Here is a 26,573-nt window from a genome sequence, read left to right as displayed (position 1 = left end):
GGGCAGTTATCATTCGTTGCCTTTCCCCTCACCTGCCCTTTCCCCTCACCTGCCCCTTGAAATATTAGTCATGGGCGGCGTGCCACTCCTTCACCGCGCGTGGAATCTCCAGCAGGTTCTCCAGCTTAGTCGCCAGCGGGATCGCGCATTCCGGCGCGACCAGCTGTACACCGGCGTCCAGGCAGCGATGCACCTCTTCGCGCACTTCGGCGGGACCGCGCGCGTACAGAGTTTCAGGATTGTTGATGTTCCCCACCAGATTGATTCCGCCGTCCACCGCTTCCATCGCCGCGTGTGGGTCGTTCTTGGAATCAAAGTGGAACGCCGCCATACCCGTCTGCGCTATCCACGGCATCCTGTCAAGTGTGTTGCCGCAGATGTGCAAAATCAGCGGTGCATCCAGCCGCTCTTCCATCTCCTTGTGTATCTCCAGCAGGAAGCGGTGGTAGTATTCGCCGCTGACCAGATCGCCGGTGGCGTGGTCAGGGAACGTGAGCGCGTCTGCGCCTGCGTCTATCTGCGCTTGCCCGAACAGCACGGAGATTTCCTTCAGTGCGTCCAAGCAGCGCACAGTCATGTCAGGGTCGTCGACGGTCATCAGCAGGAAGGTTTCCACGCCGAACACATGGTACGCGAGCGTCCACGGTCCCATCGTCTTGCCGATAATCGCAACTTCGTCGCCGAATTCTTCCTTCAGTAGGCCAATAGAGCGCGTTATGGTGAGGTTGTCCGGATGCTCCAAGAAGCCCTTCGGGATGTGAATGTCGTCCAAACCCTTCCATATCGGGTTGACCATTCGCACGGTGGGCCAGTTGTCCTTTTCTTCCCACTGCATCTCGCAGCCGAGCGCGGCTGATTCTTGGATGATGGTGAAGTACGGCATTACGGCGTCGAAGCCGAGTTCGGTGTAGCCGGTGGCTGCGAGACGAGCGGCGAGTTCGGGATCGCGGCAGGCGTCCGGGAACGGCGCGTCCACCAAGTCCATAAGTTCAACAGTCGCCACATTTGTCGGATTGGCGACGGGCGTGCGATCGACAGGCAAGCCCGCAAGCGCGTTCATCACCCGCTCTCGCGGCGTCATGGTTTCGGTAAATGGCATTGTGGGGTCTCCTCATTAGATTTCGATTAGTCTATTACAATGGAAATATGCGGACGATTTCGCCGCGCCTGATAGTATTCAGACCCTCCAGTATCCAGGGTATGAGTGTCCTCAGCACATTTATGTCATCCGTTCCAGCCCTGATAACCATTAGACCAACATCGTCTTCAGTCAGATTTTGCTGATTTTCCATGCTCTTGTCGAGAGTGATAATCACATCGAATTCATCCCTTTCTAGAGCAAGCAACTCACCATTGACTCTGCCCTTCCACCCCATATAGTCGGCTGTTCGCACATCATGCCCCGGTATGTCATGCCGAAAGGCATGCGGCATGTTCTCATTGAGCAGCAGCTTCATAAGCGATGCTTTCCAAGGCGTCACTTGCTATTCCAAGGGCTTTGAGCGCCTGCTCACGCTCGACAGTCGGGAACATCGCAAGAAATCCGTCAATAGAGTAGCCATACGATATATAGTTGAACAGCGTTCTAACGGGAACTCGCGACCCCTTGAACACCGGAGTTCCGCTCATCCTCTCCCGTTCACTGTGAATGATGTCGTCAGCGTTGACATGCTCCCTTGCCCTAATCGCCACAACAGCCTGCACCATGTCCACCGACGGGAAGTATTTCAGGAAGGTGTACGGGTTGTAGCCCTCGTCCAAATAGGCAAACATGTACTGCACCGGCACATCAGTCCCTTCGAAAAGTGGACCGTCATTCGGCACATCGGCGAGGTCAACGGGCGGGCGGCAGGCTTTGCCTGAGTCCATAACGCCTTCTCTCGCCTCAGTTGTAATCGACTGCGTCATAACGCCCTCTCTGTCGGTTCATCCGCCAACTCCGCCAACCTAGGTCCAAACACTTCCTTGAACTTCAGCAGCCGATCAACCATCCACTCCCGAATTTCTTCGAGCGCCTCTTCGTCGTCGTCAATGCTTCCTTGGCGTGCAATTGATATACGACACGCTTTCTTATCGTCCAATCGCTCCCACAGAAGTTCCCCAAGTTCAGACTCAATGTCGTCTCTATCGCTCACTAACAGGTCAAAGTATGTCTTGTTCTTGTTGCTATCGCCGTTGAGATATAGCTCAACTCTTGCTCTGTTCATGTTGCTTGTGGTGAGATAGGGAGTGTAACTAAATCCTGTCTGTCCTGTGGGGAAAGTGCAGTAGGCTCTAGTCCCTGCTTTCTTCCTATTCGTAAATTTATGCACATCCCTCATTGTGTCTATAAGAGTCTGATAAAACTCCCTATATTGCTCTCCTCGCCCCGATGCAGGTATCGTACCTAATCTCCTATTCGGTGACCATTCGTTAGGGAAGGCTACCATCTTGAAGTTGACTGCGGGGCGAGAGCCATCAATCTTCCAAAGCTCCACTTCAACACCAAAAAACTGCGTATCTTCGCCAGTTCGATGGTTCAGATAGTCCAATGCCTCCCTATGCTCGTCGCGGAAGTTCTCTGCAATCCACACGACTACGCCTGCGTCAAACCCGCTCGCATAAGTCAGTAGTTGACCAAGGTGAGAGTGGTCTGTGTGCCCGAACTGGTTCTCAATTATGACTTCGCCCCTGATGTTTGCGTCTTGCGCTCTCACATCAAGCCTGAACGGACCTACTTGCGCCTCAGTCTCTACTAATTCCAAATCCAAGCCTATTTCAGCACCCAGTTTGTCCAGATTCTCGCCAAGCCAGGGCGTGAAGTGGCCAGGTTCGGTCGGCCACACCTGCCTTATGTCCACCTTCTCAATCGTCCCCAATTCCTGCGCCGTCGTCATCTCAACCCTTTATCCCCTCCATTCATGCCAGTCCGCCTAGGTCTGCGAGAAGCCCAGCGTTCCTGTCGTCATCTGCCCTCGCAATGCTTCGGCTGCCATCATGCCTTCCACGCTGGAAATGTTGCGCGAGTATGGCAGCAGCAGGCGCATTAGCTCGTCGTGGCGACTGCCGCAAGGGAATACGACTTCGGTGTCGCCGACCTTTTGCATCTCGCCGTAGCGCAGAAAGCCCGCAACGACCATTCGCAACCGCACGGCAGGCCTAGGGGCGTCTCCCTCTACGGACACGGAATATACATAAGCGTCGTCTCGCTGGCTGCCTGACACCTTAATCGTCAGCGGCGAGCGTGAGTCTCGAATGGTCATATCGCCCTGCGGTGGCGCGTAGTCCGGCGCCTTGCCCACTGCCTGTGTCATCAGGAATTTCATCGGTCGTTCATGAAGAAAGCCACACGCGAAGCGCGCCTGATTGTAGGTGCCCGATACCGCTTCCATGCCGCCAAGCGCGACAAGTTGATCGCGTATCTGTTCGATGCGCGCCTCTACGCCCCGCTTGCCACTGAATGTCCACACCGTGCAGATGTCGTTCTTCACATACAGTCCAACGCTTATATTCTTGAAGTTCGGGTCCATCGGCACGAGTTCAAGACAGCTTCCGTAGCGTTCCAGAACATCCGCCACCCGTAGGGTATTGCTTGTTTTCATCATGATGGCACCCCCCCTTACTGTCTATTAGCGATGTTACATAATAAGCCGTGCGGGTGAATGCGGCAAGTCAGGGCGTGGCGGCTCATGAGCGATGATTATCGTACTTGTCCTCCTCCTAACCTGCCCATGAGTGTGAAAAGACATGTGGTACAATTCGGCAACGGATGGGATGCTGGCGAGAGCATAAAGGCAGTCAATTGGAGGGATGTCGGGCATGACTACTACTGTGAAGTTCAGCGATGACGATTTCGACGAAGTAGAGCGCGGAATCGACTGGCTCGAAAGGCTGGAAGGCATCAAGTCTCGTCGGGACAAGGAAGCCGCGCTGCTCGAGACGGTCGAGTATGTGGACGCACTGCGGACGGCGCTCGTGGCTCTGTGCGGCGACGATACGGCGGACGACATCGCGGCACGGCACGGCAGGCAAGTCGCTGACTTGGTGAATGGCATACGGGACGCCGGAACTAGGGACCCGTGGGACGAGTATCTCAAGCCCGCGCTGACTGAAACGCAGTAGTGGGAATTTGCCGATATATGTCGACACAGACTGTATCAGCAGTAATCGTGCTCATTGACGGGATCATTGCCGATGGAATAGCGGCGGGCAATGTTCAAATCACGCCCATCCTAACGTTACCGCATCAAGGGGGAAGGGACAAAATGAACGGCGATTATCCCCAATAATTATGCCCAACACTGGATGGGAGATGTTGAGTTGACCAGAAGCATAGACATACACGCGCATATTTCGCCGGAAGGGTTCGTGCGGGCTGCGGGAAAAGGCGAAGACTGGTACGGCACGATGCATGACGCCGGCGGGATGCTTAACTACAATCCCAGAACTGCGTGGACGCCGGAAGAGCGGCTGGCGGACATGGATTCCATCGGCGTGGATGTGCATGTTCTGTCAACCAACGCGTACTTCTACAATTACGACAAGGACGCCGCTACCGTAGCGGCAATGTCGCGCGAGGCGAACGATTATGTCTCGCAGCTGACGAAGGACCATCCCACGCGCTTCGCCGGCTTGGCGAATCTGCCGATGCAGGATGTCGCCGCTTCCGTGGCAGAGTTAGAACGCTCGGTCGTGAAACTTGGGCTGAAGGGCGCGATGATTGGCGACCATGTGAACGGCAAGACCTACGACGACCCGGAGTTCGAGCCGCTGTGGGCGGCAGCGGAGCAAATCGGCGCGGTGCTGCTGATTCACCAAGGAGGGCCTACAATCGTAAGCCCGCGTTCCTCAAAGTATCACCTCCCCAACACGATCGGCAATCTCGCCGACCGCACGGTAACATTCGCGGCGTTCGTGTTCGGCGGCGTGATGGACAGGCATCCCGACTTGCGAATATGCCTGTCGCACGCGGGTGGATATGTATGCTACGGTATCGGTCGGATGGACAGGGGCTGGCAAGTACGTTCCGAGGCGCGCGAGCACATCGTCAAGCCGCCGAGCGAATACCTGAGCGATTTCTACTACGACTGCCTCACGCACGACGAACGGGCGCTCCGAATGCTGATAGACCTCGTGGGCGTGGAACGCGTGTTGTTCGGCACTGATTGGCCCTTCGACATGGCAATCGACTGGCCCGTGTCGTGGCTTATGGGACTGGAAAGCCTGACGGAAGACGAGAAGGAAGCGATTCTGTACAAGAATGTCGAGGCGTTGCTGGGGATATAATTGGTCGCGAATAGCACAATGAACGGTTGCGGGCGGATGGTATGTATAGGCTGACAATTACGGCGGCTAGTCCTGATGAATGGAGTTCGGCGATACGATGATTTCGAAAGAGCGGAACAGCGAAAAGTACATCGAGAAGGCGCGGGAGTTGGCGGCGCTTGTGGCGGCGAACACTGGCCGCATCAACGAAGAGCGCAAGATACCAACCGATGTGTCCGACGAAATTGCGGACGCCGGCTTTTTTCGCCTGCTGATGCCGCGCAATCTCGGCGGCGCGCAACTCGACCACCCTGATTTTCTTCGCATCGTGCAGATATTCGCCGAGGCGGACGGTAGCGTGGGATGGTCTATGAACCAGAACAACGTCTTCGCCACAAACTCCACACGGATGAACGACAAGACGCGCGAAGAGATATACGGCAACCCGCGCGCCGTGATTACGAACGGACCGCCCATGTCGCGGTCGCGGGCTGTCGAGGTTGACGGCGGGTTTAGCTTAAGCGGGCGATGGAACTTCAGCAGCGGCAGCGACCACGCGACCTGGATCGCCGCTCTGACGCCAATCGTCAGCGCAGACGGCTCCGGCGCGAGTGCAGGCGGCGCTGTGCCGCGCGAAGAAATGCGTATCCTGCTGATCCCGAAGGCGGAAGTGGATATGGTGAACAACTGGCAGGTGAACGGTCTGCGCGGCACGGCGAGCTGGGGCTTCGAGGCGGACGAGTTGTTCATCCCCAAGCACCGCACATACGACCCGTCGGCAGCGCCGCGAGAAGACGGACCGGTCTATCAGATACCGACATCGCTGCTATTCGCGTCGGGCTTCGCCACGGTGGCGCTTGGTGCTGCAAGGGCGGGCTTGGACGCGGCTAAGGAACTTGCGAATCGCAAGGTGCCAGGCAATATGTCAGCGGAGACACCATTGCTGCGAGACTGGTCCACGACGCAGCGGCAGGTCGGCGAGGCAGAGGCTATCTGGCACTCGGCGCGGGCGTTCCTGCGTGAATCCGCCGGCGCGGTGTGGCAATCTGTCGCGGCAGGCGAACCATTGACGATGAGCCAGCGAATACACATGCGACTCGCCAGCACGCACGCCAATCGCAAGGCTGCCGATGTGGTGGACATCGCATATACGCTGTGCGGCTCGTCCGCGATATTCGAAAGCAATCCGGTGCAGCGGCGCTTCCAAGATGTGCATGTCATCAATCAGCAGGTGCAAGGCCGGCTTACACATTATGATACGGCTGGACGGTATTTCATGGGTATGGAGCCGGGGACGGACGGGCTGTTCTAGGCGGGCGATGATGGACATGCGGGCATGAGTTTGATGCCTTGTGTCTCTTCGCAAGAATATAATTCGCTTATACTGGTTGAGGGCGGTGTATGGTTAAGGTTAGGGTGATGTACTGGAAGGAGATTCCGGTGCAGGTACAGGCGGTCGAAGCCGGCGCGCCGCCGGTTAGCGTGCCTCTCGATGCTCGCTTTCAACAAGGCGTGGATGCGATTGCCATGTTCGACGGGAGTATGGGCAGCGACGATTACCTGATGGCGTGGGAATGGCACGACTTTGCTGATGTGAGCGGCACGGCACAGGAAGCGGCGGACTCGGTCGCGGCGCGGTTTAATACGAACTTTCCGGCGGACTTCGTGGCACGAATACGCGATTTGCAGAATGCCGGTCAGCGAGACGCTATGCCAGGTGCGATTAATCACTGGCTCGACGAGTGATTCCGGCGAAATGTCGAAATGACCGATATAAGCAAGATGTAAGACGTAGAGGATATTGAATATGGCGGACACGATTTTGCAGCGGCTTGCAAAAGGCGATCTGTTAGTCTCAGACGGTGCAACGGGCAGCTACTTGCAGCAACACGGGCTGGAAGACGGTGATCCTGAAGAGTGGAATGTCAGCCACCCAGATGTGGTGCAAGGCATGGCGAAAGCGTACTTCGATGCCGGGTCTGACATGGTGCTGACGAACACATTCGGCGGCACAAGCCTGCGACAGAGTCATTATGGCTTTGCGGACAGGGCTGCCGAGTTCAACAGGCTGGGCGCGGAACTCGCCCGCAGTCAAGCGCCTGACGGATGCTTTGTCGTGGGGTCGGTTGGACCGACCGGCGAGGTGCTGAACGACCCGCTGCGAGACAATCCGCTGACTGAAGAACAGGCATACGAAGTATTCGTCGAGCAGATTGTCGCACTCGCGGACGGCGGCGTGGACGCGGTGAATATCGAGACGATGATCGACATCAACGAAGCGGTCATCGCGGTGCGCGCAGCGAAGGAGAACACCGATCTCGTGGTGATGTCCACGATGTTCTTCGACAAGGGACCGCGCGGATTCTTCACGATGATGGGGTCGAAGCCGGCGGACGCGGTCAGCAAGCTGCAAGAAGCGGGCGCGGACATTGTGGGCGCGAACTGCGGCAACGGCATCGACGTGATGATCGAACTCGCCCGTGAGCTGCGCGCGGCTACGGACGGCTACCTGCTAATTCACTCCAACGCGGGCATACCGGCGCCCATCAACGGCGAGATTGTATATCCGGAGTCGCCGGAATATATGGCAGAGCGGTTCAAGGTGATGGCGCACGATGTCGGCGTGAATATACTTGGCGGTTGCTGCGGCACAACGCCGGAACACATCAGGGCGCTCATCAATGCGTTGGGGCGATAGTGATTAAAGGGAATTGACTGCGCCATCAGTGCCATAGCCGCGCTTGACAGTCCTCACGTTATCGCAGAAGATACTAGGCTCAATAACGGCGTAGCTGCCTTGACTTTGCGCTATACCAGTGGCAGACTTGGGCAGACGTTATAATGTCCCTTCCCTCTTGATGAGGGAAGGTTACGGTGGAGAGTGAATTGGGCCACTCTCACCTTCGCGATTAGAACCTCACGGCGGACTTTCCACTTGCTTATAGACATTCACACGCACACCTTCCCAACTTCGGACGACGCATTTCATTCTCCTGAAGAACTTATTACCAATTCGAAGCGCTTCGGTCTTGACGGTATATGCATCACCGACCACGACAGGTTCTGGGAACCCAAAGACGTAGAAGCCCTAACGCGCAAGCACGACTTCCTTGTGCTCGCCGGCTGCGAGGTTACGACCGAGGAGGGGCATATCTTGGTATATGGCTTGTCAGAGTACATCTTCGGCATGCACAAGGCGGCGTATGTGCGCGAACTGGTGGACGAGGTGGGCGGCGCGATGGTGGTGGCGCATCCGTACCGCCGTTTCTATCGCAAGCAGGCGCACACCAGCGAGGAGGCGTACCAAGAGATGCTGGAACGGGCTTGCCGCAACCATGTCTTCAGCTTGGTTGATGCCGTGGAAATCTTCAACGGACGAGGCACGGACGAGGAAAACCACTTCGCCAGCGACATCGCGGACTGGTTCAGCATGCACACCACCGGCGCCAGCGACGCCCATGCCATCAAGGAAGTCGGCAACTACGCGACGCGCTTTCAGCAGCCGATACGCGACATTGACGATCTCATCACCGAGATAAAGGCGGGCAGGTGCAGCGCAATTTCGTTGCGCGACGCCGTCCCCGCGCTCGCACGAGTGTAACGGCGCTGGCATAGACGGCGGACATCACGATCGTCAACGCGTTCATTATTGATTGCGCCGCCGTTAATTACGCTGCAATAGCCGTCCCATAACCATATACGCAGCCACCACGAACGATATGCCATGCCTGCAAATCTCCTCGAAATAAGAGACCTGCACACCTACTTCAGCACGAAGGAAGGCGTGAATAGGGCGGTCAACGGTGTTTCGCTCACATTGAAAGAAGACTCCATCCTCGGAGTCGTGGGCGAGAGCGGCTCCGGAAAGACGGTTACCGCGCTTTCCATACTGCAGCTCGTGCCGTTCCCCGGCGAAATCGTCAAGGGCAGCATCACCTACAACGGGCAGGAACTGTTGAGGATGACGCCCGAAGAAATACGGCACATCCGCGGCAAGGAGATTTCGCTAATCTTCCAGGACGCCGGCGCGGCGCTCAACCCTGTCATTCCAATCGGCAAGCAAGTCGAAGAAATCGTCTTGGAACACACGGACATGGGACGCAGGCGCGCGCGCAATCTCGCGATCGATCTGCTGGGGCAAATGGGCATACCGGACGCCAAGAATATGCTCAATCGCTACCCGTTCCAGCTGAGCGGCGGTATGGCGCAGCGCGTGCTGATGGCAATAGGCGTCGCGTTAAAGCCGAAGGTGCTAATCGCCGACGAGCCGACCTCAAACCTTGATGTAACGCTGCAAGCGGAAATTCTGCACCGCCTCAGCCAGCTGCGCGAGGAGAACCACTCCGCGATCATGCTCATCACGCACGATTTAGGTGTGATAGCGCAGATGACGGAGACGGTCGCGGTGATGTACGGCGGCTCAGTCGTGGAATACACTGACACGAAGGCGCTGTTCGCCAAGCCGTTGCACCCGTACACATGGGGCTTGTTCCAAGCGATACCACGCTTGGACACAGGGCAGCAGGCTCTAAACCCTATCCGCGGCGCGCCGCCCAAGATGATAGACGCGCCCGACAGGTGCCCGTTCCTAGAGCGATGCAGCAAGGCAACAACCCAGTGCCGCACCATGCCCATCCCGCCGCTGGTGGAGGTGGAGCCTAATCACCGGCTGGCGTGCTACAACCCAGTCGTATATGCGTGAACTGTGTTGGCGGATAGGCATAGCTCGGACACGCCGGTATCGCCAAGGGCGTCAAGCACAACTTCGCTGCCGCGCTCTTCGGCAGGCAGGAAGCGGATTTGCCAGTTGCGAAAAATTACTTCTACGCTGAATATGACCATTGAGATCACTCCAGCCATGGCATAAATTGCCGCCATTCGTCTTCGATGTGGCGGTGGTGGAAGATGTAGTATGGGTTTGGGCGCGGCGCGGCGGGCTTGGTTAGCAGGCGCATGTTTGCCTCGCGCGGCGTAAAGCCTGCTTTGCGATGGTTGCAGGGAATGCACGCGCTTACCACATTTTCCCAGACGTGAGGACCCTTACGAGAGCGCGGGATGATGTGGTCGAGCGTTAGATTTTTCGACTCTTTGCCGCAGTATTGGCAACGGAAGCCGTCGCGGTAGAACACCGCGCGGCGCGACATCCTGCGGCGCACGACCGGGCGCTTGACCATATAGATAAGCCTTATGACGGACGGGATCGGCACGCGCCGCGACACCGTGGCGATGTGCTCGTCCGCGTCGATTAGGGCTTCCGCCTTGCCGCGTCCGAGCAGCACTATCGCGCGCCGCGCGTTGCACACATTCAGCGGTTGATAATTCTGGTTGAGCACCAGGACAGGCTTGTTTATCGACATTATCAGCCCCGCTCCGAATTCGTGGTGTTCTGGTCCGTGCGTGGTCGGTGTTGTATGGTCGTTTGATCGTATATTCGTCTGCTCGCGCTTAGATTCTTCTCTCTACTAATTCTAACGCTTGCTCGAAGCCTTGCGTTATCAATCCGAATGCATCGTACGGCAGGTCGTCCGCTATCGTGATGAAAAGTCTTACGACGACGGACTCCGCAAGCGTGCTCTCCAAGCCTTCTCGCACATTCAGCACCGCGCCGGCTATGTTCGTGCTTTCCAGCGGCAAATCATAGGTGAGCCTGGCGAGTCCCAGCACGATGATTGCCGCGAGCATGCCACCCAACGCGACTCCAAGCAGCAGCCCGCCCACGCGGTCAACCAGAGACGACGCGCCGAGTGTGACGATGCCCAACGCTCTGCGCAGGATGTTCCAAGCATACTGGATGACTACGACCGTAACCGCGCCGATGAGCCAGTATATGACGACGATGACGGAAGCGGACAGCCGGAAATAACCGTTCCCCACCAAGCCTAGTCCGTAAACGACCTGGCTCGCGATGAGCGCTGCCAAGACCAGCGCGGCGACATTGACCAACGCGCCAAGCAACCCTATGCGGTATCCTCGCAGCGCGCCGATTACCACAATTCCGATTAGTACAACATCAAGCCAATTCATCGCTTACGATTTTACCATACCATATTTAACAGGATTTTCAGGGTGGGCAGGATGGATAGTATGGATAGGATTGTGCTTCCATCCTAGCCTTCCCCCATCAAGAGAGGAAGAGACTTGTGAGTTCGGCAATGCGTATGTCCTTTAATGGATAAGAGGATATGGGATAAGAGGACGGGACTGTGGCGCGAAAAGCAGAACGGGAGCGACGAATGATCGCCGCTCCCGTTGTTTTTGCTGCTTGCGCCCTACCCTGCCCTATTATCTTGGTGGGGTGGGTGGGACTGGATTGACCAGGCCGTTTGCTAGCGAAATGGGAACTAGCTCGTCTAGTTCGTCGAGCGTCCAGCGGCTGTTCTTGTGGATGCTGCGGATTACATGGCGCGGCGAGTATAGCGTCGCGGGCCAGCCGCTCGTGCCGATGACCTGCCCGGTTATCTGGCAGTTCTCGGACGACAGATAGACTGCTTTCGGAGCGTTGTTTTCCGGAGCTCGCGCTTCAGGGGGACCCATAATCGGGGCGCCTTGCGTCGCCTGGCTCGCGCCAGCTGCTGCGGCTGCGGCTTGGCGCTGGGTCTGCCTAAGCTGCTGTGTGCTCTCCGGGATGGTCTCCGTCATTCGGGTCGCACCGCCCGGATACACGGCGTTCACCAGAATGCCATGTTCGTTCAGCTCACGCGAAAGCGCCCGGGCGAAGCCGACCATGCCCTCCTTCGCGGCTGCGTAGTTCGCCTGTCCGGACGCGCCCATGCCTGAGCCGGACGAGAACAGCACTAGCCTGCCGTAGCCCTGATTTATCATGTGAGGCACGGCATTGCGCACCATGTTGTATGCGCCGTAGAGGTGGACTTGCAACACGCCGTCCCACTCTTCCTCTGTCATATTGAACACCATGCGGTCTCGCAGGATGCCCGCTACATGGTTCACCACATCCAAGCGGCCGAAGTTGTCGATTGCCGCTTGCACAATCTTGCCTGCCGAATCGTAGTCTGCCACCGAGTCGAAGTTGGCGACTGCCGTGCCGCCGCGCGATTCGATTTCCGCTACGACCTGAGATGCGGGTGCGTCAGAACCGCCCACGCCGTCAACGCCGCCGCCGAGGTCGTTCACGACCACGGATGCGCCTTCGTCGGCAAGAAGCATCGCAACGCTGCGACCGATGCCACGCCCGGCACCAGTAACGATTGCCACTCGCCCTTCAAGTCTCTTGCCCATGCTTGTTTCCTTTCTGTGATTGCAGTATTGGTTTGCCAAAGCCGTGGGCTAGAGGCCCTTGCCGAATATCTTGGGGAATAGCTCGTCCATTTCCTCCATCGTGAATGTGCCCCACTTGTGGATGGCGTTCGCGATTTCGGGGTTGGAATACAGGTAAATGCTGCCGCCGCGCACGCCGAACACATTGCAGTTCACATTCGGCGCTGCGTAGGTGGACAGATACACAGCCAGCGGCGCGACATTGGCGGGGTCGTCCTCGCTGCCTTCGCCTTCCCAGTCGGAGACGGCCGGCGACTGCCCTATACCCGCGCGCTCTGCCGGCGACGGGGATGGACCCTGCGCCACACGGAACTCTTCGACGGAGCCGGGGAACAAGCGCGTCTCCACCAGTGGGGAAATCGCGTTGCAGGTTACGCCGTAGCGCCCGAGGTCTCTGCCCACTGTGCGGGTCAGGCCGATAATCGCCTCGGATGCCGCCGCGTAGTTCGAGCGCCCGATGTCGCCCAGACCGGCGTCGGATGTGAAGTTCACCACACGCCCGCTGCGCTGCTGCCGGAAGAGAATCGCGGCGAACTTCGTCGGTGCGAAAGTGCCCTTGACATTATATCGGATGACGCGATCCCAATCTTCAGGGGACATTCGATATATCATGCGGTCTTGCAGCACGCCGACGCTGTTGACTAGGACATCTACTTGTCCAAAGTTATCCACGGCTGCGCGAATGACCGACTCGCCGCCGTCCATTTCAGCCACATTGTCGTAGTTGGCGACGGCGTTGCCGCCTGCTTCTTGTATTGCCGCTACCGTGCTGTCGGCGGGTGCTTGCGAAGAGCCGCTGCCGTCAACATCACAGCCGAGGTCGTTGACCACGACGGACGCGCCTTCTTTGGCGAGCAGCAAAGCGGTCGCCCTGCCGATGCCGCGTCCCGCTCCGGTGACAACCGCTGTCTTGCCTTCTAAGCGGTTTCCCATGTATCTACCTCCGTATGTTGGTTAGGATTATTGCTTTCTTTTTGCCGTCTGTTTGCCGATAATTGCAGTTTGTAAGCCGTCGATAGAAGGTCAAACCGGAATGGCGGATGCCGGCCTGCGTTCGCTGCGCGGTATTCTTGCAAGAGAGCAAATCGCGCATTGACAACGCAGGTTCTTTAACAAAAGGCTAATATCGCTTAACCGTCCGTTGCGGTTTGAACCGCGCGAATTATGATACCTTATCGGCGCATGTTTGAAAAGTTTCTCACAATCGGCTGCCAAGATAACAAACTCAGGAGGAACACCACCTTGATACACGAAAACTTCGACTGCGAAATCTACTTCATAAGACACGGGGAGTCTGAATCAAATGCCTTGGGGGATCGGACATCTTTGGACCCTGATTCTTCGCTTACAAGCAAAGGCTTCGTTCAGGCGCGCCTTCTAGGAGAAAGGCTTAGGCAAGACGGTGTTAACTTTGACAAGGTGTACAGCTCCAGCCTTATTCGCACCGTGCAGACTACTCAGACGATGCTTGACGCGATGGGGGAACCGAACAGGGATTTCACGCGGGTAGATGCCATTGTCGAGCAGAGGACAACCGGCTGGAGGGGCATACGTACGGAGGAGTTGATGACGCCTGAATTGGTCGCGTATATGCGGACGAAGGCGAGCCATTTTGTCCCTCCACAAGGCGAATCGTACCGCATGGTGCAGCGCCGCTGCGCCAACTGGCTTGAAGATGAAATCCTTTACAACTCCGAGTTCGACGACAGCCCACAGTCTTTGCGAATAGCCATAGTGGGGCATGGCATTGCAACCCGCTGCATCCTGCACTACATCCTGGGCTTTGACGAACAGTTCATCTGGAAGATGGTCATGGAAAACACATCCGTCTCGCGTTTCCGCTTCAATCGAGAGGGTTGGTTTCCCATCTGCATCAACGACACCGCGCACCTGCGCGGCGCGACATACGAAGATTAGCGCGAAAGTCGGGCAAACAGGGGCGCGGACAGAACAAGGATGGGAGGGTGAGAATTGGAGCGGAAGACGGGGTTCGAACCCGCGACCTCATCCTTGGCAAGGATGTGCTCTACCAACCTGAGCTACTTCCGCTTACACTGTGGTGCCGAGGGTCAGAATCGAACTGACGACACCAGCATTTTCAGTGCTGTGCTCTACCTACTGAGCTACCTCGGCGCGTCCAATAATGTTAATGTCCGCGACTGCAAGTGTCAAGATTTGGTTTAACAGGATGGGCAGCATGGATAGGACGTGGAGTGCGTTTCTTGGCTCCGTCTATCCTGTCCATCCTATTTGACAAAGCCTAGAATCCGCATTTGTGCCGAATTGCGGAATTGGCGTGCTGTCTCACGCTTTATTGAAGTATCGCGGATAGTGTAGAATAGACACTTGATTGGTATTCGAGAGGCTTTGCTTGCGCGAAGTCGCCTCTTCAAGGCTTCTCTATCGAGGTGTTTGATTGGCAGACTATGATGTGGTTGTTATCGGCGCTGGGCCCGGCGGGTATGTCGCGGCGATAAGGGCTGGGCAGCTCGGCATGAGCGCGGCGGTCATCGAAGATGACAATGTCGGCGGCGTGTGCCTGAATTGGGGCTGCATCCCCAGCAAGGCATTGCTGCGAAATGCGGAAGTGCTCAACCTCGTAAAGGAAGCCGACAAGTACGGCATCACCACCGGCAATATTAGCTATGACTATGGCAAGGCGATCGACCGCAGCAGGCAGGTCGTCAGGCGCTTGACCGGCGGCGTAGGCTCGCTGCTGCGAAAGAACAACGTGGAGCACATCAGCGGTCGCGGTGCGCTGCGCGGCGGCACCACCGTATCTATCGACGGCGCAGAACGCGCCATCAGCGCGGACCACATCATAGTCGCGACCGGCGCGCGCGCGCGGCACATCCCAAACATTCCCGTTGACGGCGAGACCGTGCTAACTTCGCGCGAAGCCATTGTGTTGCGCGAAGTGCCTGATCGCGTGGTCATCGTGGGCGGCGGCGCAATCGGCGCGGAGTTCGCGGACATCTACCATTCTTACGGCGCGGAAGTTACGATTGTCGAAATGCTGCCACGCCTAGTTCCGCTTGAAGACGAAGAAATCAGCCAGCACCTCGAACGCGCATTCCGGCGGCGCGGCATCGGCTACAAGACAGGCGCAATGGTAAAGAGCGTTGTCGTCAACGATGGCGTTGCTACCGTTACGGTAACCGATGCAGACGGCGCGAACAGCGAGATAGAGTGCGACAAAGTGTTGGTAGCGATTGGCGTGCAAGGCAATTCTGACGGTATTGGACTTGAGGCGGCTGGCGTCAATGTCGAGCGCGGGTTCATCCCCGTTGACGACAAAATGCGGACGAATGCGCCGGGCGTGTATGCTATCGGCGATGTAACGGGCAAGCTGCCGCTGGCGCATGTGGCGTCCGCGCAGGGCGTAACCGCTGTCGAGGCGATTGCGGGCATGAACCCTATGCCGCTGGACTACACCCTTATGCCGCGCGCGACATACTGCCGCCCACAGATTGCCAGTTTCGGCTTGACCGAGCAACAGGCGGCGGACAGCGGATATTCGTACAATGTCGGCAGATTCCCGATGGCGGCGAGCGGCAAGGCTCTCGCTATGGGCGAGGTGAGCGGGATGGTGAAGCTCATCGTCGATAGCGAAGTTGGCGAACTGCTAGGCGCGCATATGATAGGCCCGGAGGCGACCGAGTTGCTGGGCGAAGTCGGGCTATCGCGCCTGCTCGAAGGCACAACCACCGAGCTCGGCTGGTTAGTGCATCCGCACCCGACCATATCCGAAACGATTAAGGAAGCGGCGCTCGCAGCCGAAGGCGAAGCCATTCACATATAGCAGATGCGGGCATAATTCAGTTCACTGCCATCCTACCCTGCCGCTATCAGCGGGAAAGGAACAATATGAATGGAGATTATGCCTAGCCATAACATTTAGGCGTTTAGAATTAGGCAGCAGCGACACTTGTCAGTCTGCACAAGTACAATATACAGCCGAGACACAGCCAAACAACCAAGATTGCACACCAGAATTACGCTTTAGATACGCCGATAGACGATGAGGTGAAAAGCCAAAGTGGAATCGACACTGAACAAGCAGCAGTTAGCCGAGTTCTACAGGCAGATGCTGTTGATTAGACGATTCGAGGAAGCATGCGGACGCCTTTACATGCAGGGCAAGATTCGCGGCTTCCTGCACCTCTACATAGGCGAAGAAGCGATCGCGGTCGGCACTATGGCGGCACTTCGCCCGGACGACTATGTTATCGGGCATTACCGCGACCACGGGCACGCCATCGCCAAGGGCATGGACACGAAGATAGCCATGGCGGAGCTGTGCGGCAAGGCGACGGGCAGCAGCGGCGGCAAGGGCGGCTCGATGCACCTGTTCGACTCCGAAAAGCACTTCATGGGCGGGCACGCCATCGTAGCGGGGCAGATGCCAATCGCTGCGGGTCTCGCGCTTGCGAGCAAGTATCGCAAAGAAGACCGCATTACCGTGTGCTTCTTCGGCGACGGCGCCGTGAACCAGGGGGAGTTCCACGAGACGCTCAATCTGGCGTCCGTGTGGAAGCTCCCCGTTCTGTTCCTGCTGGAAAACAACCTCTACGGCATGGGCACACACGTCGATCGATCGCGCGCCGGCGGCAGGCATATCTACGAAGCCGCAGCCGCGTACGACATACCCGGCGTGCAGATTAACGGCATGGATGTGTTGGGCATGAATGAATGCGTCAGCGAGACTGTTAAGTCCATGCGAAAGGACGGTGGTCCCCGCTTCATCGAAGCGATGTGCTACCGATACCGCGGGCATTCTATGGCGGACCCGACAATGTATCGCGAGCGCGACGAAGCGGAAGAGTTAGGCATCAAAGATCCGATAGAGAGCCTGAAGAACTTCATGCTGCAATTCGAGGTCGTGGATGATGGCGAGCTTGCGGAGATCAACGCGAAGGTTGAGGCGGAAATCAGCGATGCCGTGCAGTTTGCCGAGGACAGTCCCGCGCCCGAACTGGACGCGATGTACAGAAACGTTTACGCATAATTCTGGAGTAGGATATGGCTGAGATGATTCTCCGGGAGGCCGTCGCAAAGGGGCTGCGCGAAGCTCTAGAAGACGACCGGGTGTTTATCATGGGAGAGGACATCGGCGCGTACGGCGGCGCTTATGCCGTAACACGTGGCTTCCTCGACGAATTTGGGCCAGAGCGCGTTATGGACACGCCCATATCCGAGTCCGTAATCGTCGGCGCTGGCGTCGGCTCGGCGCTGGCAGGCCTGAAGCCGATCGTCGAACTTATGACCATCAACTTCAGCCTTGTCGCCATCGACCAGATAGTCAACCATGCCGCCAAGCTGCGCTATATGTCGGACGGACAATTCACCGTGCCCCTGGTAATTCGCACCGTAACCGGCGGTGGCGGGCAGTTGGCGGCGACGCACTCGCAGAGCTTCGAGAACTGGTACGCCTCCGTGCCGGGGCTCAAGGTCGTGGTGCCTGCGACGCCATATGACGCGCTTGGCCTGTTCCGCACCGCGATGAAGGACGGCAATCCGATTCTGTTCGCAGAGCACTCGCTGCTGTACGGCACGCGCGGCGATGTGCCGGACGACTGGTACGAAATCCCGTTCGGCAAAGCGGACATCAAGCGATCGGGCGACGATGTTACGATTGTCGCGTACTCACGCATGACGCATATCGCTCTGCAGGCGGCGGCGATGCTGGAAGAGCGCGGCAGGCAAGCGGAAGTCATCGACTTGCGCACACTGCGACCGTGGGACAAGGACACCGTATTGCAGTCCGTCCGCAAGACGAACAGAGTCGTCGTGGTCGAAGAGACTTGGCGCACCGGCGGCTTCAGCGGCGAGGTTACCAGCACGATACAAGAAGAAGCATTTGACGACCTAGACGGACCTGTCGCGCGCGTAGGCGGCGTAGATGTGCCCGCGCCATACAACGGCACGCTAGAAGCCGCCACGATCCCGACCGCGGAACGCGTCCTGCAAGCGCTTAACGATAGCTACGGCATTTAGTAGTCCGCGGCGTGATTTGACTTGGCGCAATCCTGCTACTTCAAGCGACGATGTGTGCCTGCCAGAAGTCCCATCCCCCTCTGAGAGAAGGTTATGATGGAGGCAGAGAGCATTAGGGTGCGCGCAATTCAAAGCGAACCTTCGTCAAAGATTAGGTACATTATTTGTCGCGCTTTTTCTATGTTTCAGCAGCGTAGTATGCAAGCAAATACGCAATGCATAGCCTAGTAAAACCTTGCGCTTTATCCTTCACACGCTTAACTTAATTATGTGATTTGCTTGCAATAGGGGGTTTGGATTGGCAACAGAACTGACAATGCCACAGATGGGCTACGACATGCAGGAAGGGACGGTCCTGCGATGGCTGAAGGGTGAGGGAGACGCGGTGGCAAACGGCGAACCCATCGCCGAAATCGAGACCGACAAAGCAGTCGTAGAGTTCGAGTCGTATGCGGATGGCGTGCTGCACAGCATCATCGTTCCCGCAGGGACGACCGTGCCCGTTGGCGAGCCGATCGCCGTCATAGGCGCGCAGGACGAAGCGCCCGCAAGCGCTCCTGCCGCTGCGCCGGAAGATGGCGCGGCGGACGAACCGGCTGGCGACGACACGTCCGCCGATGAGCCGGACAACGCGTCTAGCGGCGCAATTCCCATGCCAGCCGCCAGTACCGGCGTGGTCGAAGAAACGTCCGAGCCGGAGTCTACACCCGAACCCGCCCAGCCGCCGGCGCCATCAGCACCATTGCGCGCATCCCCGATCGCGCGGCGCATCGCAGGCGAGCGCGGCATCGACATCAGCAAGGTCGTGGGAACGGGACCCGGCGGTCGCATCGTCAAGGACGATGTGCTCAACTACGAAGAGCCGGAGCCGGTAGAGCCTGAGGTCGTAGAAGAACAGGAGCCGGAAGTCGTCGAAGCCGTTGCTGAAGTCGAAGCGCCTGTCGAAGAGGAAGTCGTTGAGGAAGAGGCAGCAGCAGTCGTCGAGACGCCTGATGATGATGTTGAAGAAGAGGCTGCCTCAGAGCCGGTAGCCGAGGCAGTCGAAGAAGTCGAGCCGGAACCGTCGACAGCCGAAAGCGATGGCATGGCGTTGTCGCGGATGCGGCAGCAGATTGCGCGCGTTACGGTGCGCAGCAAGCAAGAAAAGCCGCACTTCTATGTAACCTCCGAGGTCGATATGACTGAGGCGATGAGTCTGCGCCAGCAGATTAACAAGTCGCTTGAAGGTGAGGGCGTGCGGGTTACGGTGAACGACCTGATTGTCAAGGCGTGCGCCGATGCGCTGAAGCAGTATCCTAAGTTCAACGCCTACCTCGACGGCGATGTTATTCGGCCGAACGACAGCGTCAACATCGGCATTGCGATGGCGATTGAAGAGGGCTTGCTGATGCCCGCGATAATGGGCTGCGAGCGGATGTCGCTGCGGGAGATAGCGCAGGCGAGCAAAGACCTCGCCGACCGCTCGCAGAACGGTGCCCTGCGTCCTGACGAGTACACGGGCGGCACATTCGGCATTAGCAATTTGGGCATGTTCGATGTAAGTACATTCGTGGCGATAATCCAGCCGCCCCAGACTGCGATTCTCGCGGTAGGCACGGTCGCGAAGCGTCCTGTCGTCCGCGATGACGATATCGTCATTCGCCAGACGATGAACGCAACCATCTCCGCCGATCACCGCGTAGTGGACGGCGCAGAAGGTGCTCAGTTCCTGATTGATGTGAAGCAACGGCTGGAAAATCCGCTGAGTCTTATTCTGTAATGTCCCTGTGACTGCGGGAGACCGCAACCTTTACCGATAACTCGCCGGCGGGTGGATTGATTCTCCCGCCGGCTTTTTGCGCAATTGTGGGACTTTGGCTAGCTTTCAGGTTATGCTACTCACAAGATAAGCTGAGCGTATAACTTAAGATTGCGGTTAGGCAGCAATTTCGTTCATCTGCGTTCACCTCACTATCCCAACCTTCCCCCATCGAAGTGAAAGGGACTAGGCTGGACAGCAGGAACGGCAAAAATATGCCCACCGCTATCAAGGATGGCAGGGATTTGAGCGCAACTATTGGAGAGCCAAAGGTATTTCTGGTTTCCAAGCCGTCGGTAGTATGGGAACAGGTCGCGGCGTTTCTTGATGACGAGGGCGTGCCGGGTATTCCGGACAGCATCCGCGCGGGCAACGACGAATCCGCCGCGATTGCCGAAATTTCGGCGCGGCTGTGCTATATGAGCTACGGCAGGGGCAGAAGAGACATAAGTGACTTCATCAACAACCTGCTTCGTTCCAAGGACGGCAGCGTGTTCGAGCACATCAACTATGGCTTTGTGTTCACGGGCGTGTCGCGCTCACTAACGCACGAGCTTGTGCGCCACCGCGCCGGGTTCGCATACAGCCAGCGCAGCCAACGGTATGTCGATGAGAGCGCGGGCAGATTCGTTGCGCCACCAGCGATTAACGATGCGGCGGACGAATCCGTCAAGCTTGCATTTGATGAGGCTATCGAGCGCGCGGCGACGAGTTATGCGGCGCTCGTCGAGGCGCTGGAGACCGCCATTCCGCGTGAGAAGTTCGAGTTGGCGACGGATCATCGCAAGGCTATCAGACAAGCGGCGCGCGCAGTGCTGCCCAACGCCACCGAGACGAAGATTTTCGTAACCGGCAATGTGCGGGCGTGGCGACACTTCATCGAAATGCGCGCCAGCCCGTATGCCGATGTGGAAATACGCAGGGTTGCCATAATGGTGCTGGAAATCCTGCAAGCGGAAGCGCCGCTGCTATTCGGCGACTTCGCGGTGGACACGCTGCCGGATGGCTCGAAGACGGCGACGCCGGAGTATTCAAAGGTGTAGATTGGGTGATGGCATGCTATTATTGTATTGTAAGAAGGTCGCTGTGATGTTTGGCGCTCTTGCCTGCTTCCTAGCCTTCCCCTGATGGGGAGGAGACCTACACACCGACTTCCATTTAAGTCCGGTGGCAATCTTTTATCCATATCAATGCCACATTAAATCCAAATTCGGAAAAGTGCTGAGGTTCAGATGTTCACTCGCAAGCGCATAATAATTGGCGCAGTTGTAATCTTCGGCATACCGGCGCTCGCGCTGGCTTGGTGGCTGCTGTCGCCGCTGTTCATCACCACTACTGTAAACGAAGACTTTCCGCTCGCGGCGAACGCTGTGCTGCCCGCCGAGGTGGTTATGGACAGCGGCGAGACGGTGATGGTCGAGACGATGGCGGACGCGGAAACGATGATGCGCGACGCCGCGGGCGAGTTCGAGAAGTACGACGAGCGCGTGCCGGCGGAGATGGCGATGCCAGACAATTCGTCCATGATGGATGCGTCTGTGGTAAAGGTCAAGACGGGCAATTTCCGAGACGCGGATAGCTTCCACAAGGGCAGCGGCACAGCGACCATCTACCGCAGCGCGGAAGGCATGCATGTGCTGCGCTTGGAAGATTTCCGTGTTACGAATGGACCCGAATTGCACGTGCTGCTAGTGCCGAACGCCAATCCGCAGGGTCGCGACGATGTACAGGGCTACCTCGGGCTGGGCAAGCTAAAGGGCAACGAAGGCAATCAGAACTACTTCCTGCCGGACGGCGAAGACGGCGAGGGGTATGGCAGCGTGGTAATCTACTGCAGGCCGTTCCACGTGGTGTTTAGCGTGGCAACTTTGGAATGATAGGCTTGTCGAAAGCGACGGTTTAGTGATTTTTGCGCCGGTATCGCCCAATAGGCAATTGCGATAGCATTAGACTTCGCGGGCTGCCCAGTTGCCGGTTTCGACTGCGGTTAGGAAGTCTTGCAAGGTGCGGTTGAATAGGTCCGGCTCTTCCAGGTTGATAGCGTGGCCGGATTGCGGGAACATCACCAATCCTGACGACGGGATGCAGCGCTTCATGAAGATGCTTGGCTCTACACACGGATCGTCTTCATCGCCGAGCATGATTAGCGTGGGCACTGTGAGCGCGCGCATTTGCTCTTCGAGCGCGAATATTGGCGGGCGCTTGCCCTGTACACCACGAAATGTAAGTGCCGAACCAAGGCTGGAGTGCGACAAGAACTGGTCGGTGAACTCGCGGTAACCACGCGGGTCTTTGCGCCGCAGTTGCACGCGCGTCTCGCCCTGCGAGTAATCGGTCATCGCCACCATGCCGCGTTCTTGCATCGCGCGCGAGTTGGCGAACACGCTCTCGCGCCACCCCTCGACGTCGGTCGATCCACTGCCGGCGGCAGCGATGATGAGCGACTCTGCCAAGTCCGGGTGTGCCAGCCCGAAGTTCAGCGCAAGCGCACCGCCCATGGACAGACCGCAGATGTGCGCCTTGTCGATGCCCAGATGCTCCATCAAGCCGCGCAGGTCTTCTACTTCCGACTCTTGCGTATAGGCGTCCTCGTCCGCCGGCACATCCGATGGCGGATAGCCTCTGGCATTGTAGGTGATTACGCGGTAGCGGCGCGAGAAGTAGCGCACCTGTGGCTCCCACGATCGGAAGTCGCCCGCGAATTCGTGCGCGAGCACGAGCGGAAATCCCTCCCCTGTGATTTCGTAGTAGAGTTTGATTCCGTTTACCTCAGCCTTTGGCATTTTGCGATACCCCTTTCGCCTATTGATGCGCGCAAGTATAATCTGCGTTGACTATGGCGGGCAAGTTTGGGCAGATGCGGCGATCATGCCTATCCCCTGGCCTACTCTCATCGATGAGATATGAGCTATTGCAAGTCAGTCACGCAGGGTAGCGAATATCAGCAAAGGAGAATGGAATGTCGGATAACAATGTGAAAGAGACGATTGAGGCGCTGGACGGCGAGCGGATGCGCGCGATGGTCGCGGGCGATGTGGATACGCTAGGACGCATACTCGCGGACGATATGACATACGTGCACACCAGCTCGGCGGTGGACACGAAGGCGAGCATGCTGGAATCCATCGGCAACGGCAATCTGAACTATCGAAAGATGGCGGCGCGAAATGTAGTGGTGCGCGCCTGCGGAGACGCCGCTATCGTTAATGGCGAAGCGGATGTTGAGGTTACTTCAGGCGGAAACGACCTGACATTCTCGCTGCGCTTCACCGATGTCTATGTTAACGGCGACGCCGGCTGGCAGATGGTTGCGTGGCAATCGACGCGGCTGCCGGAGTAATTAATGATTCAAGGGGGTGATGTTAGATGCGGTAGATGTTTCGCGTACGCATTACCCTCCTGCGTAACCTTCTCACATAGGGAATAACGTTCTGCGCATTACTGCGCGTAGATTTCGGTGTGGGGGTTCCAGTCGCTCCAGGCGAACCAGAAGGATAGGTGTGATGGGACGCGCTGAAGGCGACTGCCCTTCAGCTCGCCGTCTGTTGCGCTACCGGTGAAGGCGGTCCATGTGCTGCCGGTCTGCTCATCGACTAGCGTTGTACGCGCGCCTGCGGGTTCGCCTTCCATGCGGAATGTGAGCGACGTGTCGCCAGGGCTGCGGTCAAATGCGAGCGCGGTGCCGGTTGCCGCGTCGAAGAATATCAGCACATCGTTGTCCGCGACGGTGTCGTTGACCACCTGCTGTGCCGTCAGCGCGCCGAACGGATACGCCTTCTGCTTGCCGTCGATGTTCACGCCCAGCACGAGCGCCTTTGGATGCAGGCGGTCGTCCGGGTTGAATTGCCCGTGTATTCCCGCCCTGTCGTTCTCATAGTAGTGCGTGTACGAATCGACTCGGTAGGCGCCTCCCTTGTCGAGCACCCTCGTGTCCGGGTGCAACTCCCGCCACGCCTGCCAGCCGGTCTGCGTTGCGGGCACGACTTCCAATTCGGTGTCGGTCAAAACGCCGTCAACTGCCTTGCTTAAGAATTGGCTCCATAGCGTCTCGGTCTGGTGGTCGTACATCACCAGCGCGTTCATAATGAGCTTGCCGGAGACGCCGAATGTGTGCTCGTTGCCATTGATTTCGCGGCTATAGACTATAGCCGAGTAGCACAGCGGTCACCATGTTACGGCGACGGGCTTGCCGCCAACCGTGTCGTTGACGATTTCGTGTCGGCTAAGCAATGGGATGGAATACGCACGATGGTCGCCGTTGATGGACAAGCCGATGACCTGCTCGTCTTCCGCCATCCACTCTTCGGCTTCAGTCGCGCTCACGAATTCGGGATTGTTGATGGAAGGGATAGCGTCGAACCCAAGCACAGTGATGATGTCGTAGCGCGGCTCGATGATTCGCGGCTGCCACATCGCCTCGCCGTTGATCGCCGCCGGCTCTTCAGGCGCGTTGCCGCCGAAACGCGGGATGACCTGCTCTTGGAAGAACGGCGTAAGCAGCGGCGCAAGCATGCTCACGACCAGCAAGATTGCCGTCAGGAATACTCCGATTTTTACCAGCAGCGACATTCTTTCTCCTAGTTCAATCCGTCCGACCCCGGCACTCGTCATTATCGGAACGCCTATCTTATCTCCTAACTGTGAAAATAAGATGCACTCTCGAAAGATTCGATTTTGCGCCGACGACTTTGCGCATTACGACAGGATGCGCTCTGCGCTGCCCCAACGCTTGCGGTGCTCCGCTGTCAGGCGGCGCAGTTCTTGGCGATACTCCAGGGTATGGATAGACGACACGGTCATAATTAGCGCGTCTTCGCGATTGTCCGAGTAGTAGGCCTTGCGAATGCCAGTCGTCTCAAAGCCGTATTTCTTATACAGATTCTGCGCGACATGGTTGGACACGCGCACTTCGAGCGTGACGATGTGCCGTCTGCGCTGTTGCGCCTGCTCTATCGCACCAATGAGCAGCAGTTCTCCTATGCCCAACCCGCGATAGTCGTTGCGCACGCCGACCGACACGATGTGCGCGTCGTCGGGCATATACCACACGCCGAGAAAGCCGACGATGTACTGCTGACCCGGCTGCCACGCGACTGGACGGCCGCGCCAGATGCTCGCCGCTGCGCGATGCCATAGTCCCCTGTTTCTGTTTGACTTAGCTTGCCGTTCAAATTGCGCCACCAGCTCCGGCGGGTCTTCAAGACGCCACGCAATCAGGTAGCGCGCGAGACGATTCTTCAGCTCGCGGCGAAAAGATGTCGGAGGGAACAGCGTGGGGAACGCGTCCCGCTCTACCTCGGACGCCTGCTCGAGATCGCGTTCGTGCATCGGACGCAGCGCGTAGGGCATCTTGTCGGTTTGCGGCAAGTCTTGGACGGCGCTCAACGGGTGGCTCGCATGTAGTAGTTCGCTAATGGATGGGGTAACTTGCTATTGGTTTGAGATTGAATGGCGGCATTCTATCAGGAAGTTAGCGGGTGTGTCAGTTGAGCGCCGGTCGGAAAGAGATTTGCAGGTTCAGAATTTGCTTTGGGTTGGGGACTTTACCACTTCGGGATTCGAGTGCTAACCAAATCCGGCGATGGGCGTTATAATGGTTGGCGAGATCGAATTCCGCGTGAGAAAGACATCGATGCAAGCTCCGATACAGGTTCAAGACGACATTGCGCTGCTGGTGAAGCAAGCGCAGGCGGGCGGCGCTGCGGCGTTTTCCGCGTTGTATGAGCAGTACTACGATTCGATATTCCGCTATGTCTCGTTCCGCACGGGAAGTGCTGCGGACGCCGAAGACATAACGGCAGAAGTGTTTGTGCGAATGATCGAGTCTATCCATCGCTTCAAGTGGAAGGGCTATCCGTTCAGTTCTTGGCTGTTCAGGATAGCGCACAACTTGGTCGTGGACTTTTACCGCAGGAACGGCAGGCGACAGACCGTGCCGCTGGAAAATGCGCCACCACTGTTGGAAGCCACGACCTTCGATGCGGACGCGCGAATGGACTTGGAGTTGACGATGGGCGATGTGCACAAGGCGATGGAAAGCCTAACTGACCTGCAGCGAGAAGCCATCACACTTAGATTCGCCGCCGGACTGTCGGTCGCAGAAACTGCGAAAGCGATGGGCAAGAAGGACAACGCGGTGAAGGCATTGCAGCACGCGGGACTGAAGAAACTGCGCCGGACGCTGTGTTCAGAGGTGGAAGGGCGACCGGCTGTGGCGTTGCGGTGTTCGGAAGGGTAAGAGGCAAATTGCCCTTATCCT

At 57.6% G+C, this 26,573-nt stretch carries 29 protein-coding genes and 2 tRNA genes; 16 read left to right on the top strand and 15 right to left on the bottom strand.

All coding sequences use genetic code 11. The annotated features are described in order from the left end of the window. Window positions 1-64: 64 nt before the first annotated feature. The 5 genes from F4X57_06710 to F4X57_06690 form a co-directional block, all read right to left on the bottom strand. Window positions 65-1,099, bottom strand: coding sequence for an MtaA/CmuA family methyltransferase (locus F4X57_06710; GenBank protein ID MYC06844.1), 1,035 nt, complete (start codon window positions 1,097-1,099; stop codon window positions 65-67). A 34-nt stretch (window positions 1,100-1,133) separates the two neighbouring features. Further along, a complete protein-coding gene (locus F4X57_06705) occupies window positions 1,134-1,457 on the bottom strand; it encodes a hypothetical protein (GenBank protein MYC06843.1) in 324 nt (107 codons plus the stop codon). Then, window positions 1,438-1,707 carry a DUF433 domain-containing protein gene (locus F4X57_06700; protein MYC06842.1) on the bottom strand — a complete coding sequence of 90 codons (270 nt, stop codon included), beginning with the start codon at window positions 1,705-1,707 and terminating at the stop codon, window positions 1,438-1,440. The genes F4X57_06705 and F4X57_06700 overlap by 20 nt, the downstream gene beginning before the upstream one ends. Before the next feature lie 197 nt (window positions 1,708-1,904). Beyond that, window positions 1,905-2,876, bottom strand: coding sequence for a DUF4268 domain-containing protein (locus F4X57_06695; protein ID MYC06841.1), 972 nt, complete (start codon window positions 2,874-2,876; stop codon window positions 1,905-1,907). Between the two features lie 36 nt (window positions 2,877-2,912). Then, on the bottom strand, window positions 2,913-3,584 hold the full coding sequence (locus F4X57_06690; GenBank protein ID MYC06840.1) for a hypothetical protein: 672 nt from the start codon (window positions 3,582-3,584) through the stop codon (window positions 2,913-2,915). Between the two features lie 214 nt (window positions 3,585-3,798). Between F4X57_06690 and F4X57_06685 the strand changes: the two genes are divergently transcribed. The 7 genes from F4X57_06685 (at window position 3,799) to F4X57_06655 (ending at window position 9,946) form a co-directional block, all read left to right on the top strand. After that, window positions 3,799-4,101, top strand: a complete 303-nt coding sequence (locus F4X57_06685; GenBank protein ID MYC06839.1) for a hypothetical protein — start codon at window positions 3,799-3,801, stop codon at window positions 4,099-4,101. A gap of 183 nt (window positions 4,102-4,284) precedes the next feature. Further along, the gene (locus F4X57_06680) at window positions 4,285-5,265 is read left to right on the top strand and encodes an amidohydrolase (GenBank protein ID MYC06838.1); all 981 of its coding nucleotides are present in this window, start codon (window positions 4,285-4,287) and stop codon (window positions 5,263-5,265) included. 79 nt (window positions 5,266-5,344) lie between these two features. Continuing rightward, window positions 5,345-6,556: a hypothetical protein gene (locus F4X57_06675; protein MYC06837.1), complete on the top strand. Its 1,212-nt coding sequence runs from the start codon at window positions 5,345-5,347 to the stop codon at window positions 6,554-6,556. Window positions 6,557-6,645: 89 nt separating this feature from the next. Continuing rightward, on the top strand, window positions 6,646-6,990 hold the full coding sequence (locus tag F4X57_06670) for a hypothetical protein (GenBank protein ID MYC06836.1): 345 nt from the start codon (window positions 6,646-6,648) through the stop codon (window positions 6,988-6,990). Between the two features lie 61 nt (window positions 6,991-7,051). After that, entirely contained in the window at window positions 7,052-7,942 is an 891-nt protein-coding gene (locus F4X57_06665) for a methionine synthase (GenBank protein ID MYC06835.1), read from the top strand. A gap of 183 nt (window positions 7,943-8,125) precedes the next feature. Beyond that, window positions 8,126-8,845, top strand: coding sequence for a PHP domain-containing protein (locus F4X57_06660; GenBank protein ID MYC06834.1), 720 nt, complete (start codon window positions 8,126-8,128; stop codon window positions 8,843-8,845). A gap of 123 nt (window positions 8,846-8,968) precedes the next feature. Then, a complete protein-coding gene (locus F4X57_06655; GenBank protein ID MYC06833.1) occupies window positions 8,969-9,946 on the top strand; it encodes an ABC transporter ATP-binding protein in 978 nt (325 codons plus the stop codon). A 145-nt stretch (window positions 9,947-10,091) separates the two neighbouring features. Here the strand turns inward: F4X57_06655 and F4X57_06650 are convergent, their stop codons facing one another. The 4 genes from F4X57_06650 to F4X57_06635 form a co-directional block, all read right to left on the bottom strand. Continuing rightward, window positions 10,092-10,595, bottom strand: coding sequence for an HNH endonuclease (locus tag F4X57_06650; GenBank protein ID MYC06832.1), 504 nt, complete (start codon window positions 10,593-10,595; stop codon window positions 10,092-10,094). Between the two features lie 94 nt (window positions 10,596-10,689). Further along, window positions 10,690-11,268 (bottom strand): hypothetical protein, encoded by a 579-nt coding sequence (locus F4X57_06645; protein MYC06831.1) that lies wholly within the window; start codon window positions 11,266-11,268, stop codon window positions 10,690-10,692. A 258-nt stretch (window positions 11,269-11,526) separates the two neighbouring features. Next, entirely contained in the window at window positions 11,527-12,480 is a 954-nt protein-coding gene (locus tag F4X57_06640) for an SDR family NAD(P)-dependent oxidoreductase (protein ID MYC06830.1), read from the bottom strand. A 48-nt stretch (window positions 12,481-12,528) separates the two neighbouring features. After that, window positions 12,529-13,452: an SDR family NAD(P)-dependent oxidoreductase gene (locus F4X57_06635; protein MYC06829.1), complete on the bottom strand. Its 924-nt coding sequence runs from the start codon at window positions 13,450-13,452 to the stop codon at window positions 12,529-12,531. Window positions 13,453-13,683: 231 nt separating this feature from the next. On the opposite strand from F4X57_06635, the gene F4X57_06630 reads away from it, so the two are divergent. Next, entirely contained in the window at window positions 13,684-14,436 is a 753-nt protein-coding gene (locus F4X57_06630; protein MYC06828.1) for a histidine phosphatase family protein, read from the top strand. Window positions 14,437-14,491: 55 nt separating this feature from the next. Here the strand turns inward: F4X57_06630 and F4X57_06625 are convergent. Together F4X57_06625 and F4X57_06620 are read right to left on the bottom strand one after the other, a co-directional pair. Beyond that, window positions 14,492-14,568: transfer RNA gene (locus tag F4X57_06625), tRNA-Gly, on the bottom strand. Window positions 14,569-14,576: 8 nt separating this feature from the next. Then, window positions 14,577-14,652: transfer RNA gene (locus F4X57_06620), tRNA-Phe, on the bottom strand. A 283-nt stretch (window positions 14,653-14,935) separates the two neighbouring features. On the opposite strand from F4X57_06620, the gene lpdA reads away from it, so the two are divergent. The 6 genes from lpdA (at window position 14,936) to F4X57_06590 (ending at window position 22,191) form a co-directional block, all read left to right on the top strand. Then, entirely contained in the window at window positions 14,936-16,321 is a 1,386-nt protein-coding gene (gene lpdA, locus F4X57_06615) for a dihydrolipoyl dehydrogenase (protein ID MYC06827.1), read from the top strand. Between the two features lie 285 nt (window positions 16,322-16,606). Continuing rightward, window positions 16,607-17,527, top strand: a complete 921-nt coding sequence (gene pdhA, locus F4X57_06610) for a pyruvate dehydrogenase (acetyl-transferring) E1 component subunit alpha (protein ID MYC06826.1) — start codon at window positions 16,607-16,609, stop codon at window positions 17,525-17,527. Between the two features lie 14 nt (window positions 17,528-17,541). Next, a complete protein-coding gene (locus F4X57_06605) occupies window positions 17,542-18,516 on the top strand; it encodes an alpha-ketoacid dehydrogenase subunit beta (GenBank protein MYC06825.1) in 975 nt (324 codons plus the stop codon). A 298-nt stretch (window positions 18,517-18,814) separates the two neighbouring features. Next, a complete protein-coding gene (locus tag F4X57_06600; GenBank protein ID MYC06824.1) occupies window positions 18,815-20,275 on the top strand; it encodes a 2-oxo acid dehydrogenase subunit E2 in 1,461 nt (486 codons plus the stop codon). 254 nt (window positions 20,276-20,529) lie between these two features. Next, window positions 20,530-21,357, top strand: coding sequence for an FAD-dependent thymidylate synthase (gene thyX / locus F4X57_06595; protein ID MYC06823.1), 828 nt, complete (start codon window positions 20,530-20,532; stop codon window positions 21,355-21,357). A 189-nt stretch (window positions 21,358-21,546) separates the two neighbouring features. Then, window positions 21,547-22,191 (top strand): DM13 domain-containing protein, encoded by a 645-nt coding sequence (locus tag F4X57_06590; GenBank protein MYC06822.1) that lies wholly within the window; start codon window positions 21,547-21,549, stop codon window positions 22,189-22,191. Window positions 22,192-22,260: 69 nt separating this feature from the next. Here the strand turns inward: F4X57_06590 and F4X57_06585 are convergent, their stop codons facing one another. Beyond that, entirely contained in the window at window positions 22,261-23,097 is an 837-nt protein-coding gene (locus F4X57_06585; protein MYC06821.1) for an alpha/beta fold hydrolase, read from the bottom strand. A 176-nt stretch (window positions 23,098-23,273) separates the two neighbouring features. Between F4X57_06585 and F4X57_06580 the strand changes: the two genes are divergently transcribed. Further along, window positions 23,274-23,654 (top strand): nuclear transport factor 2 family protein, encoded by a 381-nt coding sequence (locus tag F4X57_06580; GenBank protein MYC06820.1) that lies wholly within the window; start codon window positions 23,274-23,276, stop codon window positions 23,652-23,654. Window positions 23,655-23,752: 98 nt separating this feature from the next. Here F4X57_06580 and F4X57_06575 read toward each other — a convergent pair whose 3' ends face one another. The 3 genes from F4X57_06575 to rimI all read right to left on the bottom strand — a co-directional run bounded on the left by F4X57_06575 (window position 23,753) and on the right by rimI (window position 25,699). Further along, window positions 23,753-24,475, bottom strand: coding sequence for a DUF3179 domain-containing protein (locus tag F4X57_06575; protein MYC06819.1), 723 nt, complete (start codon window positions 24,473-24,475; stop codon window positions 23,753-23,755). A gap of 3 nt (window positions 24,476-24,478) precedes the next feature. Beyond that, a complete protein-coding gene (locus F4X57_06570) occupies window positions 24,479-24,925 on the bottom strand; it encodes a DUF3179 domain-containing protein (protein ID MYC06818.1) in 447 nt (148 codons plus the stop codon). 84 nt (window positions 24,926-25,009) lie between these two features. After that, window positions 25,010-25,699, bottom strand: coding sequence for a ribosomal-protein-alanine N-acetyltransferase (gene rimI / locus F4X57_06565; protein MYC06817.1), 690 nt, complete (start codon window positions 25,697-25,699; stop codon window positions 25,010-25,012). A gap of 196 nt (window positions 25,700-25,895) precedes the next feature. Between rimI and F4X57_06560 the strand changes: the two genes are divergently transcribed. Next, window positions 25,896-26,552, top strand: coding sequence for a sigma-70 family RNA polymerase sigma factor (locus tag F4X57_06560; GenBank protein MYC06816.1), 657 nt, complete (start codon window positions 25,896-25,898; stop codon window positions 26,550-26,552). Window positions 26,553-26,573: the final 21 nt, after the last annotated feature.

Source organism: Chloroflexota bacterium (assembly GCA_009840355.1).
Lineage (GTDB): Bacteria > Chloroflexota > Dehalococcoidia > Lucifugimonadales > JADFKI01 > Bin90.
The sequence above is the reverse complement of the archived record's forward strand: the minus strand, read 5'-3'. Positions and strand labels throughout refer to the sequence as shown.